The 13,825-nt window shown below is 34.0% G+C and carries 12 protein-coding genes; 1 reads left to right on the top strand and 11 read right to left on the bottom strand.

Going from position 1 to position 13,825, the window contains the following annotated elements; translation table 11 throughout:
- Nucleotides 1–22: 22 nt before the first annotated feature.
- The 10 genes from yidC to B0A67_RS03595 form a co-directional block, all read right to left on the bottom strand.
- A complete protein-coding gene (gene yidC, locus B0A67_RS03640; protein ID WP_072956139.1) occupies nucleotides 23–1,930 on the bottom strand; it encodes a membrane protein insertase YidC in 1,908 nt (635 codons plus the stop codon).
- Nucleotides 1,931–2,011: 81 nt separating this feature from the next.
- The gene (locus B0A67_RS03635; RefSeq protein ID WP_072956844.1) at nucleotides 2,012–3,637 is read right to left on the bottom strand and encodes a CTP synthase; all 1,626 of its coding nucleotides are present in this window, start codon (nucleotides 3,635–3,637) and stop codon (nucleotides 2,012–2,014) included.
- Nucleotides 3,638–3,827: 190 nt separating this feature from the next.
- On the bottom strand, nucleotides 3,828–4,082 hold the full coding sequence (locus tag B0A67_RS25385) for a DUF2752 domain-containing protein (RefSeq protein WP_393048796.1): 255 nt from the start codon (nucleotides 4,080–4,082) through the stop codon (nucleotides 3,828–3,830).
- 150 nt (nucleotides 4,083–4,232) lie between these two features.
- A complete protein-coding gene (locus B0A67_RS03625) occupies nucleotides 4,233–4,643 on the bottom strand; it encodes a DUF4190 domain-containing protein (protein ID WP_072956146.1) in 411 nt (136 codons plus the stop codon).
- 128 nt (nucleotides 4,644–4,771) lie between these two features.
- The gene (locus tag B0A67_RS03620) at nucleotides 4,772–5,068 is read right to left on the bottom strand and encodes a hypothetical protein (protein ID WP_072956148.1); all 297 of its coding nucleotides are present in this window, start codon (nucleotides 5,066–5,068) and stop codon (nucleotides 4,772–4,774) included.
- A 450-nt stretch (nucleotides 5,069–5,518) separates the two neighbouring features.
- Nucleotides 5,519–5,755: a DUF3820 family protein gene (locus B0A67_RS03615; RefSeq protein WP_072956151.1), complete on the bottom strand. Its 237-nt coding sequence runs from the start codon at nucleotides 5,753–5,755 to the stop codon at nucleotides 5,519–5,521.
- Between the two features lie 294 nt (nucleotides 5,756–6,049).
- Nucleotides 6,050–7,978 (bottom strand): glucosamine-6-phosphate deaminase, encoded by a 1,929-nt coding sequence (gene nagB, locus B0A67_RS03610; protein ID WP_072956848.1) that lies wholly within the window; start codon nucleotides 7,976–7,978, stop codon nucleotides 6,050–6,052.
- A gap of 26 nt (nucleotides 7,979–8,004) precedes the next feature.
- On the bottom strand, nucleotides 8,005–9,384 hold the full coding sequence (locus tag B0A67_RS03605) for a sugar MFS transporter (protein ID WP_072956154.1): 1,380 nt from the start codon (nucleotides 9,382–9,384) through the stop codon (nucleotides 8,005–8,007).
- A 184-nt stretch (nucleotides 9,385–9,568) separates the two neighbouring features.
- Complete coding sequence (locus tag B0A67_RS03600; protein ID WP_072956157.1) at nucleotides 9,569–10,444, bottom strand: sugar phosphate nucleotidyltransferase; 876 nt, start codon at nucleotides 10,442–10,444, stop codon at nucleotides 9,569–9,571.
- Nucleotides 10,445–10,453: 9 nt separating this feature from the next.
- Nucleotides 10,454–11,545: a mevalonate kinase family protein gene (locus B0A67_RS03595; RefSeq protein WP_072956160.1), complete on the bottom strand. Its 1,092-nt coding sequence runs from the start codon at nucleotides 11,543–11,545 to the stop codon at nucleotides 10,454–10,456.
- Nucleotides 11,546–11,776: 231 nt separating this feature from the next.
- On the opposite strand from B0A67_RS03595, the gene B0A67_RS03590 reads away from it, so the two are divergent.
- A complete protein-coding gene (locus B0A67_RS03590) occupies nucleotides 11,777–12,817 on the top strand; it encodes a LacI family DNA-binding transcriptional regulator (protein ID WP_072956163.1) in 1,041 nt (346 codons plus the stop codon).
- 157 nt (nucleotides 12,818–12,974) lie between these two features.
- Here the strand turns inward: B0A67_RS03590 and B0A67_RS03585 are convergent, their stop codons facing one another.
- Entirely contained in the window at nucleotides 12,975–13,613 is a 639-nt protein-coding gene (locus B0A67_RS03585; RefSeq protein WP_072956167.1) for a sugar-binding protein, read from the bottom strand.
- Nucleotides 13,614–13,825 lie beyond the last annotated feature (212 nt).

The raw sequence follows: 13,825 nt of genomic DNA, 5'->3' as shown, positions 1-13,825 counted from the left end.
ATTTTTTTTTATAACTATGTTATTATTTTTTATTCTGTTTTTTTGCCGCTTCCTGCTGTTCCATCACTTCCTGAAGGCGTTGTTGAAACTTGCTTTGTTTTTTAGGCTCTTTTAATTTATTCTCCTGAATCTGAGCGTGAATTTTATCTGTATCTACAATGTAGTTTTTAATTACAAACATAATTCCAATTGTAATTAAGTTAGAGATAAAGTTATACAAACTCAAACCGGCACCATAACTATTGAAGAAAATTAACATCATTAACGGCGAAACATAAATCATGATTTTCATCATTTTTGCCATATCCGGCATACCTTCTTGCTGAGGCGCTGCCATTTGCTGATCTCCTGAAGTCATTTTCATATAAAAGAAAATTGCAATTGCTGCCAAAATTGGGAACAAACTGATATGATCTCCGTATAATGGAATGTGGAATGGTAATTTTACCACAGCATCAAATGATGATAAATCGTCTGCCCAAAGGAAACTTTTTTGTCTTAACTCAAAAGCTGACGGGAAGAACTGGAATGATGCATACATAAAAGGAAGCTGAATCAATGCCGGAATACATCCTGCCATTGGGTTTACTCCTGCTTTATTGTAGAGTTTCATCGTTTCCTGTTGTTTCTTCATTGGGTCTTTTTTGAATTTTTCTCCCAATTCTGTAATCTCCGGACGCAACACTTTCATTTTTGCCTGAGACAAGAAAGACTTGTATGTAATTGGTGACATCGCAATTTTGATGATAATCGTAAAGATAATAATCGCAATTCCTAATGACAATCCCATTGTTGAACTTAAAAATCCAAACAACGGAATAAAAATCCATTTATTGATCCAACCAAAAATCCCCCAACCTAATGGAATAATTTTTTCGAAATTTTTATCGTATGATTTTAAAATTTTATAATCTGATGGCCCAAAATACCAGCTCATTTTATAATCTACTTCTCCATTTGTAAAAGCCAACGGAACAGTTGCTTTAAATTGCTTGATAAAAGTAGTATCTATTGTTTCATCTTTTACTAAATCGTCAGATTGTAATTTTGATTTTTCAAATGGTCTATCAGTTGCTAAAATTACAGTAAAAAAGTGCTGTTTAAAAGCCACAAAACTCACTTTATCCGGAGTATCTTCTTTTCCTGTACCAAGGCTTACTGAACTGTATTTTTCATCTCCGTATTCATATTCCAGTTGCGCATAACGCTTTTCTATAGAAACACTTTTTTCATTTCTATATGATTTTAAGTCCCATTGTAAATCTAATGGTTTAGAAGAATTTAAAACTTTATTCAATCCTTGAGAACGAACATCAAAACCTACTAAGTAGTCATTTGATTTTAATACATATTTATATTCCAAAAATTCGTTAGCACCTGCTTTCAAACGCATCGTCAGGATTTGATCCGTTCCGTTTTTAGTCAGCGTTGGTTCAAAATAAAGATCTTTAGAGTTTAAAGTTCTGTTATCTGTAGTTTGTAACTGGATGTTTAAATTAGAATTATTGTCTTTGATCAATTCAACTAATTGTCCTGAATTTTTCTCAAATCTTTTGTATTCTTTCAATGTAGCCTCAACTATATAACCACCTTTATTGGCGATTTTTAGTATCATCTTTTCGTTTTCAATAGTTGTAAAACCTTCTTTAGCAGTAGGAAGTGTAGCTGAATAAGCAAAACCCCCTAATGTTTTTTGTAATTGCGCTAATTGAACCGTATCGCCGGGAGTTGCAGCAGCAACTGGCAAAACAGCTGTTTTAGTTTTATCAGCCTGAGCTTGTGCTTCTTGTTTAGCAATTAATTCTTTCTTGGCTTTTTCAGCAGCAATCTCTTTGTCAGAAGGTTGATTTTGGTACATAATCCAAATCAAAATTCCAAATATCAATACAAAACCAATGATTGAATTAAGATCAAATTTTTTTTCTTCCATTATAATTTAAAAAAGGTTATTCATATAAGGTTATTAGTAATGAGTTTTACTCAAAAGTTACATCCTTTAGAATATTAATTATTATTTTTTATGCGTATTCACATGCTTATTTACTGCTGCAGCCACAAAGTTTACGAAAATTGGATGTGGGTTTGCAACGGTACTTTTATATTCAGGATGGTATTGTACTCCAATAAAAAACGGGTGATTTTCAAGCTCAACAATTTCAACCAGACCTGTATCCGGATTTACTCCTGAAGCAATTAATCCTGCTTTTTGCAATTCATCTGCATATTTATTATTGTACTCATAACGGTGACGGTGACGCTCTGAAATCGTCTTTTGTCCGTAAATTTTATGCGCTAAAGTATTTGCTTTGATATCACATTTCCATGCCCCAAGACGCATTGTACCACCTTTATCTGTAACTGTTTTTTGCTCTTCCATTAAATTCACAACCGGATGTTTGGTTTTTTCATTCATCTCAGTAGAATTGGCATCAGCATAACCTAAAATATTTCTTGAATACTCGATAACTGACATTTGCATTCCTAAACAAATTCCGAAAAACGGGATATTATTTTCACGTGCAAAACGAACGGCTTCGATTTTTCCTTCAATACCTCTCTCTCCAAAACCAGGAGCAACTAAAACTCCGTCAAGAGGTCCCAGTTTTTCTTCGACATTATCACTATTGATATGTTCTGAATGTATAGAAATCACGTTTACCTTAGTTTCATTCGAAGCTCCTGCGTGAATAAACGCCTCTAAAATAGACTTGTAACAATCCTGCATTTCTACATATTTACCAATCAAACCAATATTTACAGTATGTTTTGGATTTTTTAATCTGCGTAAAAAAGTATTCCAGTTTTTCAAATCCGGAGCCGCTTTTTTAGGTAAATCTAATTTCTTTAAAGCCACAACATCTAATCCCTCTTCAAGCATTAAATTAGGAACTTCATATATTGTTGAAGCATCAATCGACTGAATTACGGCTTCTCTTTTTACATTACAGAATAAAGCTAATTTATTACGTAATTCATCAGAAAGCTCATGCTCTGTTCTACAAACCAATATATCGGCTTTGATACCGCTTTCCATCAAAGTTTTTACAGAGTGTTGTGTAGGTTTTGTTTTTAACTCCCCTGCCGCTGCCAAATAAGGCACTAAAGTTAAATGAATAACAATTCCGTTGTTTTCTCCTAACTCCCAAACCAACTGACGAACAGACTCTATATAAGGTAATGATTCGATATCACCAACAGTTCCACCAATTTCAGTAATTACAATATCATAATCGCCGGACTTACCCAACAATTGCATTCTGTCTTTGATTTCGTTTGTAATATGAGGAACAACCTGAACTGTTTTCCCTAAAAACTCTCCTCTTCTTTCTTTTTCGATAACAGAAAGATATACTCTTCCTGTAGTAACGTTATTCGCCTGAGAAGTAGGAACATTCAGGAAACGTTCGTAATGACCTAAATCTAAATCTGTTTCTGCACCATCATCTGTTACATAACATTCTCCGTGCTCATACGGATTCAACGTACCCGGATCCACATTGATATACGGATCAAATTTCTGAATTGTTGTACGATACCCTCTTCCTTGTAACAATTTTGCTAAAGATGCTGCGATAATTCCTTTTCCTAATGAAGAAGTCACACCGCCTGTAACAAAAATATATTTCGTTTGATTCATTCTGTTGTTGTTTGTATTGTAGTTGTGTAAAAAACTTGGCAAAAGTACAAATTTAATTAGATAATTTATCAATTAGAGAATGAGATAATTTGCAAATTTTTAAATAGAACGATTACATGTTTCCGTAATCGATAATTTTAACTTTTAATTAGATATTTTTTTGAATAATATTCGGTTCCTTCCCACTTTTTCAGATCACTACAAGATTGTAAAATGAAAAAACAAAGAATACTATACTTAACAAAATATCACAAGTTAATACTCTTTTCAAATTTGATAAACGAACTATCTTATTGATAAAGAAACGGGTAACTAATTGAATTAGAAAAAACAAAAAAACCTTTACACTATAGGGATTATAAGCAATTGCTTCACTAAAGTTGAATCTTATTATTTGAGCAAAAGCTCTGGTCAGACCACGGCTTTTGCAATAACTTAAAGGCATTCCTTCACAAGAGGAACCAAAACCAAAGTCTAAAAAAGGAGTTATGAAGCAATAAAAAAAGATAAACATGATTATTACAATAAAAATCATGTTTATCTTTTTATATGAATCTATTTCGTAAGAGAATTTTATTTCCACAAAAGAGATGTATTATTTTGTTACTTCAACCCTTACAGTATCAGTTGTTATTTCTACAGCATTTAGAGAATCCTGCACTTTTATTGACTCTACAGTTGCAGAATCGATAGCTTTTTGTATTTCATCTTTATGAGACATTACAGCAGATCCAAAAGTACCTACCACAACTAATACCCAAATAATCACAAAAGCTGTTGCAACGATTCCTAAAACCAAACCTGCTAATGGCATTGTAGTTGGGGCTTTTTCTCTTTTTGCCTGTGACAGACCAATTGCTCCAAAAATAATTGCAAGTACTCCAAAAATTACTGCAACTAAACCAAAGCAAGGGATAAATGCAGCAATAGCACCAACTATTCCTAATACTAAGGCAGCAATACCCATTCCTTGACCTGCAGTTGACGGTTGTTTATAATCTTCCATATAGTGTTTTATGTTAATTATTACAAAAATAGAAAAAGACTTACGTGAACAAGAGGGAATGAACCAAAGTTATTAACAAATAAATTAAAAGGGGATTTCTTGTTATTTTTAATAATCATAGTCTGTTACTAATCCCAAAATGACAAGGCTCCAATAATAAGACCATAAACTAATACGAGAATTACTGAGAACAACAGTGCAACGATTCCCAAAATCAAACTTATTTTAGCTAGCAAAGTTGGACAATTTGCATTTGTTGCCCTAAACAAACCAACTGCTGCAAAAATTACAGTTAGAAGTGACGTAACTAGCGCCACCACATTTATACAAGGAATGAAAGCTACTATAATAGAAATTATACCTAAAACTAAAGCTGCGATACTAAAATTTTCACCTGAGTTTGAGGTTTTAAAACTGTTTTCCATTTAGTTCTTCATGTTAATTTTTACAAAAATAGAAAAACACTCAGGGGAGCAATAGAGAATACTTGAAAGTTACTAACAAAAAAATCAAAAGAGATTTCTGTTTGTTATTTAAGAGATTGCAGGATTACGCATAAGAAGACTGCTTATAAAGCTTGCGGTTATACTTGCAATTGAAGTAATTTTTGGCATAAAAAAAATATTATAATTTTAAAACATTGACTTGTACACATTTAAAAAATTCAAGCTTGAATTCTGTGGTATCAATTTGTTTTTAAAAAATTATAATATTTTTTATGTATTAAATATTATAATTTCAAAATATTGACTTATACACATGTAAAAATTCAGTCTTGAATTCTGTGGTATCAATTAGTTTTTAAAAATTGTAATATTTTTATATCTCAAACTTAAACAAAAAAAACGAAACAGCAAAAGATTTTTCTTACTATTTTATTTTAAAGGTTTGGGGTACTGCTTTTTAATATTCCTGATTAATTCTTCCAGTCCATTCAGTTTCAATTCGTAGACAAGTGCCAGTTGTTGCCCCAATTCGCCATTAGGAAAACCTTTATTATGGTACCAAACGACATAATATTCTGGCAATTCAATTAAAAATCGTCCTTCGTATTTTCCGAAAGGCATTTTGGTATGGGCTAATTTTATAAGAAGTTTTTTGTCTGGTTGCATATTTTTAAGAAGAAAGAAGCAAGAGAAGAGAATATAGATTCATTCTCTTTCTTGCTTCTTGTTGGTACAAAGCTATTCTTTTTTTGCCACTCCCGATAGCTATCGGGATAAAAGGATTAAAATGATTTTCTTATCTGTTTGTTTTTTTTTGCCAAAGACTACAAGATTAAAATGACTTCGCCACGAATTCAAGAATTAATTTTAATATAATTCGTGAATTCGTGGCGAATATTTCAAAGGCTAAAAAACTTAGTCCCGATAGCTATCGGGATAGCAACTCAGAACCTTACCAACTTAATAGTGCCATCTCACAAAAGCTTCCATTGCTGCATATGTTGCTAAACCTAATTCCTGGTACAAGGCTGCAGTTTCAGCATTTCTGTCTTCGGCTCTTTGCCAGAATTCACGGGCATCAGTTCCCTGAAAAACGACACCGTCTTTTTGTGATTGGTGTTTGAAGATTCCGTGACGTTTTGCCAATACCTGATCCGGGCTCATTGGTACTGCCATTTCAACTTCGTCAATTCCCCATTCCTGCCAAGCTCCACGGTACAGCCATAACCAGCAATCATCCATAAATGATTTTGGTTTCAGGGCCTTTACCGCTTCAAAAATAGCATCCAGACACACTTTGTGCGTTCCGTGCGGATCTGCTAAATCTCCTGCTGCATATATTTGATGTGGTTTAATTTTTTCGATTAAATCCATGGTCAGTTGAATATCCTCCTGTCCGATTGGTTTTTTCTCGATTGTTCCGGTTTCATAAAATGGTAATTCCATAAAATGAATCTGATCGTCTGTTAAACCAACAAAATGACTCGTTGCTCTCGCTTCTCCTTTTCTGATTAATCCTTTAATGTAACGAACTTCCGGAATATCTATTTCACTGTTCTTTTTATTCTCAAGGAAAGTTTGGGCCTTTTTGTAAATATCATCTGCTTCAGGACTTTTTATCGCAAATTTCTCATTGTAGTCGATAACGAATCTTGCAAAACGCAACGCTTCATCATCAGCAACTGCAATGTTTCCAGAGGTTTGATACGCTACATGCACATCATGTCCCTGTTCTTGCAGACGCATAAAAGTTCCTCCCATACTAATAATATCATCATCAGGATGCGGACTAAAAATCAATACACGTTTTCTTGCCGGTTCTGCTCTTTCCGGACGGTTAGAATCATCCGCATTTGGTTTCCCGCCTGGCCAGCCCGTAATTGTATTTTGTAATTTATTGAATATCTTAATATTGATATCGTATGCAGGACCTGAATCAGCCAGTAAATCACTCATACCGTGTTCGATATAATCTGCATCAGTCAACATTAAAATTGGTTTTTTAAGCTGAAGTGCCAACCCTAAAACCGCTTTACGAGTCAATTTATCTGTCCAGATCACTTTTTCTACCAACCATGGCTTGTTGATTCTGGTTAGTTTTGAAGATGCTTCTTTATCTAAAACAAAAACAGCATTATTATGTTCCTGTAAAAACGAAGCGGGTACACGATTGGTAACCTCATCTTCTACAGATCTTTTTACAATATTAGCTTTTCCTTCTCCCCAAGCCAGTAAGATTACTCTTTTAGCTTCCATGATTTTTTTTACTCCAAGCGTGATTGCTGTTCTTGGCGTATTACTCAATCCGAAGAAATCTTTGCTTGCCGCAACTCTTGTAATATGATCTAAAGCGACTAAACGTGTTTTGGAGTTCTGTAAGGAACCGGATTCATTAAAACCAATATGTCCGTTACCACCAATTCCTAAAACCTGAAGATCGATTCCGCCTAAGGCTTCAATTTTTGCTTCATATTCTGTACAGTAATCTGCGATTTGTTCTTTGGTTAAAAGTCCGTCCGGTACGTGAGCGTTTTCAGGTAAAATATCAACGTGATCAAACAGCAATTCTTTCATAAAACGAACGTAGCTGTTGATTGAGTTGGGCTCCATCGGATAATATTCATCCAGATTAAAACTGATTACGTTTTTAAAACTCAAACCTTCCTCTTTATGCAAACGCACTAACTCAGCATACAATCCTTTTGGAGAAGATCCTGTTGCAAGACCTAATATGCAAGGCTTATTTTCTTTTTGTCTGGATTGAATTAAAGCCGCGATTTCCTGCGCTACTGCTTTTGATGCCTCGCCAGAATTTTCGAAAACAACCGTATTGATGTTTTCAAATCGCTTCTCGAATCCTGTCGCTTTGTCTATTTTACTTTTTAACATGATATAGTTTTTTTTAATTCCTCTCGTTACATTTTCCAACTTCGATATTTATGACCTTTTATTGCATAAAAAAGAATCATTAAATAAGATGGCACCAACATTAAATAAGCAATCTGATTGCCGCTTTTTGAAATTTCAGCGGTTCCGTCTGCAATATTTGATGCATTTATATTTTCTGTGATCAATCCGTAAAACAAAGGAAAAATGGCTCCTCCGATGATTCCCATAATCAACACAGCACTTCCAATTTTAGTATATCCTCCCAAATCTTCCAGTGCCATTGGCCAGATTGCCGGCCAGCAAAGTGCATTTGCTAAACCTAATAATGCTACTAAAAGTATCACAACCGGCAAATTTGGAATCCCGGGTAACTGGATCATTATTTTAGGCGAAATCAAAACAATTATAACCACTAAAATTAAACCTAAAAGTCCTGAAGCTTTTAAAGCGGTTACCTGGGACACATATTTTGGTATTAATGTTATTCCTAATATATACCCCACAACCATTGCTGACATGGTAAAGGAAGTTAACTTTAAATAAAAATTACCTTCTGTTCCATAAACTCCCAATTCTTTTCCGAAAGCTCCGATAGAATCTCCAGCCAAAACTTCGGCAGCCAAATACAACATTAAAGTAATTACTCCTAAAACCAGTTGCGGGCGTCTGAATGCATTTCTAATTTGCTGAAAAATAGTCAAATGCGTTACATTCCCGTCTTCATCCAAATCAATTTCAGGCAATGGTGAAAGCTTGACTAAAAGTGCCAAAACCATTATAATTAATCCCATATAAAGGTAAGGTCTTTGCAATTGTAATGCAAGTGTATTTAAAGCATTTGATTTTGAAACTGAATCCAGCATCGCAATTTTATCTGCTGTAAACTCCTGCATATTAGACAATACCAGAGCAGTTAGTATAAGCGGCGCTACAAATCCGGCCAGTTTATTTGCTATTCCCAAAACGCTGATTCTTGCTGCAGCACTTTCTCTTGGTCCAATTACGACCACATAAGGATTGGATGCGGTTTGCAAAATTGCCAAACCAGTTCCCATTACAAATAATGCAATCAAAAACAGTAAAAAAGTTCGGCTCTCAGCAGCAGGATAAAACATAAATGCACCGGCAGCAATGATTAATAAGCCTAACGAAATACCGTTTTTATACCCCACTTTTTCGATCACCCAGGATGATGGAATCGCCATTACAAAATAAGCAATATAAAAAGCAAAAGTTACAAAATAAGCCTGAGAAGAGGTCAACTCGCACGCCAACTGAAAAAATGGAATCAAAGGTCCGTTAAGCCAGGTAACAAAACCCAAAATAAAAAATAATGCTGTTAGGATTACCATGGGAATAATGGTACTCCTTTTTTCTATTTGTAATGCATTTTCAATGTTTGACATAATACTTTTGGTTGATTGTTAATAGATTAGTTATTTTTTTCTATCTAAAATAACATCAACTTTTCTGCAAATATATTGCAATTAAAACACAATTAAATGCATTTTTTTTGCAATTTTAAAACAAAAGTAGTCTAATAAGTTGTACTTATTCGTAAATTAGATATCAATTTTTTGTTAATTTTTTTTAAATACCCCAGTCCAAAACCGGGTAATATTGTTGTAAATAAGCCTTTACATCTGCAATATCTTCTTTGGCTGTTAAATCCGGAACATGCTCTGAAAACGGGATTCCCAAAGTTGTACCGGGATTCTCTTTTACTGAATTCAAAAGTACTGTTGGCAATTCTTTTTCGTCTCTTTCCGGATGAACGGGACAATTTTTAAGATGTGTATATAAGGTGCTTCCGTTGAATTTGAAAGCATTCATACTGACTCTTATTTTTCCTTCAACATCTTTATAATCTGCTAAAACCGCTGCGGAAGGCTTTTCTAAAATATCTAATAACTGATTGTTTTTATCCAGTCTGGCAATGGCAAAACGCGAAATCCTTTCAGAAGGAAATTCTAATGCATCACGATCATAAGCAATAAATGCATTTGGACTATTGGTCTCTCTCAATGCCAATAAAGCTTTTGCAGAATATAAATTATCGCTGTTACAAACTGAATATTGCTGTGTGTTTAATTCCGGAAACTGCTCTACGGCCTGAAACAAAGCATCGGCAGTACCAAATGGTTTTACTCTTCCTTCCGGGATATATTGCACGGCGAAGGAAATGTTGAGCCCGTAAAAATTATTGTTTACATCTTTACTTCCGTAAAACTCTTTAAACAACTCGCCTTGTTCACCAATAATAATATAAATATTTTTATATCCTGCTTTCTTGGCATTCAATAAAAGATAATCCAATAAAGGTCTTCCGCTTGCTCCAACGCCAATCAAACCCTTGCTTCTTTCGTTTGCCTGTGCAATTTCTTCCGGCGATAAATTATCTAAAATGGCTTCTTTTTTCATACGGGATGATGCTCCACCCGCAAGAATTACTAAATTGTTGTGCATACTTATTTTTTAAATTTCAATATTTTCAATAATTCTCACACCAGGATCTACAGTTACTGCATAAGCTTCTTCTGCTCCTGCTTCTAAAATAGCGCGGATTACTACATCCTCTTTTTCAGGATTCGCAATTACGACAATACTTCCGCCACCTCCGGAACCTACGATTTTAGCTCCGTATGCTCCTGCACGCAAAGCAGCATTGATCATATCATCAATTCTCGGAACTGTAATTTTCAATAAATCACGCAACACTTCATGATGCTGATTCATTAATTCGCCAATTTTTTTAAGGTCTAAAACTGGTTTTTCAAATTCTTTTAAAGCTTCTTTGGTGTAATGATAATTTTTTATTGCAGCTTCGAAAACGGGAATCAACCGATCAGGCAGACAATTGCGATAACGATCTATATCTTCAATTTTGGAAGTATTGAGGTCAAAATCAGGGAAATTTTGTTTGACAATGCCAATAGACATTAAGGCATTGCCTTTTATTTCTCCAATCAGGCCAATGGTTTCTTTGGGAACACCGGAAACTCCGGTTATCAGACCTTTTAAATCAGTTCTGATGATTTTATACGAAAAAGGATCTTTGGTGTTTATATACACAACATTTCCTACTCCAATGCTAAAATGATCCATCATTCCGCCCGGTTCTCCATGTTCTAAAACTTCAGATTCATAACCTACTTTCGAAATAAATTCAGGTGTCACTTCAGGATCAACTCCAAAAGCGGCAATTAAAAAACGAATCCATGCCATCAATAAAGCGGATGAACTTGATGTTCCGGAGTTAATAGGAATATATCCCGTAATTGTAATTGTATATCCCACATTTGGCACACAACCGTATCTGCGCAATACGCGCAATGAGGAGGCGAAATAATCCCGTGGTTCCAGTGTATCAAAAGTAGCGTCAATATTGATGATTCGGATTTCATCAATATCAATCATGTTCAGGACAAATGTATTGGTCTCATTTTGTTCTGCGCTTAATTTTATATTTCGATCAATTGCACAGGCTATCACCGGCAATCCTAAATAATCCTGATGATCTCCAAAGAGACATGTCCGACCCGGGGCTAAGGAAGTAATTTTTTTCACTTGAAAATTTTATAATAAAACACTGCAAAACAAGTAAATACAATGTTGATTGGTTAGGAATTTATTTTATTTTTTTGGTTTTAATTCTACGAAACTAGATATTATATTTTTATAAAACAAGAAAAAAACCAAAAATGTGCTCGAACACACTATATGAATGTTCTCGAGCACACTAAATAATTCTTATTGATTTTTTTAAATAATTAAATCAAAGTTTCTATATTTGCTTATATGGATAAAAAGTACACAATTAAGGATATAGCAAAAATGGCCGGGGTTTCTAAAGGAACTGTTGACAGGGTTTTGCATAACAGAGGAAAAGTATCTCCAACGGCATTAGAAAAAATAAATGAAGTCCTGAACGTCATAGATTACGAGCCCAACTTAATTGCGAGGAATTTAAAAAACACTAAAATTTATCGCATTTGTGTTTTACTTCCGGATCCGGAAATTGATCCGTATTGGCTGCCATGCATAAACGGAATTCAGGAAGCAATGACTGAATTTAAAGCATACAGCGTGGTCATAGAAACGCACTTTTTTAATCCTGAAAGCACCAAATCATTCTTAAGCACGAACAACAATATAATAAAACAATCGCCTGATGCTGTTTTAATTGCTCCATTATTTCATAAAGAAACCCTGGAAATTGTAAAACAATACGACGAATTGGGTATTATGGTCAATACCTTTAATAATCAAATCGAAGCAGAATCTATTAAAGGTTTTGTTGGACAGGACTTGTACAAAAGCGGACGTGTGGCTGCCAGCTTAATGAACCTTATTTTAACCGAAGGTCAAATTGCGATTATACACATTGACGAAAGCCTTAAAAATGCTGTTCACATGCAGGAAAAAGAAAAAGGTTTTAGAAATTATTTTGATGAGAAAAAGATTGCCGGTTTTTCTCTAACTACTTTAAAACTTAAACATCCAAATGTTGAAACTAAGTTCTCCGCTTTTCTGGAAGAAAATCCAAATCTGAAAGGAATCTTTATAACCACTTCGAAAGCATATCAGATTGCTTCTATTTTATCTCCTTTAACAAATAAAAAAATTGCGCTTATTGGCTACGATTTAGTCGAAAAAAATGTAAACTTCCTAAATCAGGGATTGGTTCATTTTTTAATTCATCAAAATCAAAAAAGACAAGCATATTTAGGAGTAAGTACTTTGGCAGAGCATTTTATATTCCGCAAAGATATTCCGGAAACAATTTTACTGCCTATTGATATTATAAATGTCGAAAATGCTTCGTTTTATGTATCGTAAATGATTTGTCACGAAGACACAAATAAAAATATTTTTATCAATCTAAAGTCGCAAAGATTTTTACACAGTTATCATTTTTGTTCATTTCGACGTAAGGAGAAATAACAAACCAGCCTTAAAAAACTTTGCGCTCTAGTGTCTTCGTGGCGAGCCATAACTATTCCACCAAAACAAATTTGCCAAACGAAGAAGCGATATGAAAATTTGGTTTTTCGGTATTTGGATTGACCCACGAAATCCAGGTGGGTTCGTATTGCAGGTTTTGGGCCAGAGAAAATTTTGCCCTGTAAACACCTGCTTCAATCGTATTGTTCTGGATTAAATTTAGATCTCTTAAGGACTGAATACTAATTCTTCCCTGCACTGTAAATGAAATATCATCTTTTGAAGTAGTCACTTCTATCTCTTTTTTGGGCCACTTCCAGTCATAATCAAAATTCCTTTCCGGATATGCTTTAAAATCCATTATTCGTACCGCGGTATCTATTTCAAGACAATAATAGGGATTAAGAGAATCATTCGTCCTAAAAAACAATTCGACACGATCTGAGTTCCCTATACTGTCAAAACTGCCATCTTTTTGGTCGATATAAACATCGGTATCAAAAACCCTGAAATTAAAATACAGATTATCCAAATCCCAAAGTGCCCTGAATTCTATTTTTGAAACCGGATCCTTTTTCCACGGAGAGCAAAAATCAGTTAAACAATTGGCTTTTTCCCAAAGAGATAAATCTAAAATCTGCTTGTTATTTTTTAGGTTTTTATCTGCTAAAATTACTTGATATTCTTTCACGATTTTGACACTTAATTTTTGTTAATTTTTTAACTATTTGAAATTTAAAACAGCTTAAAAACAATTGTTCTTTTTAGCCATTTTCACGATTACTAATGTAGTTTAAAAATTTAATAAAAAAAGTGGCCTGTTTCATAAAACGAAATCGTCTTTACTTAATTTTTTTTCATCAATAAACCTATAAGAAAACACTGTTTAACTATTAATCTTTT

This window comes from Flavobacterium aquidurense, from assembly GCF_002217195.1.
Classification (GTDB): domain Bacteria; phylum Bacteroidota; class Bacteroidia; order Flavobacteriales; family Flavobacteriaceae; genus Flavobacterium; species Flavobacterium frigidimaris.
Note: the sequence above shows the minus strand (reverse complement) of the source record. Positions and strands in the feature narration are given on the sequence as shown.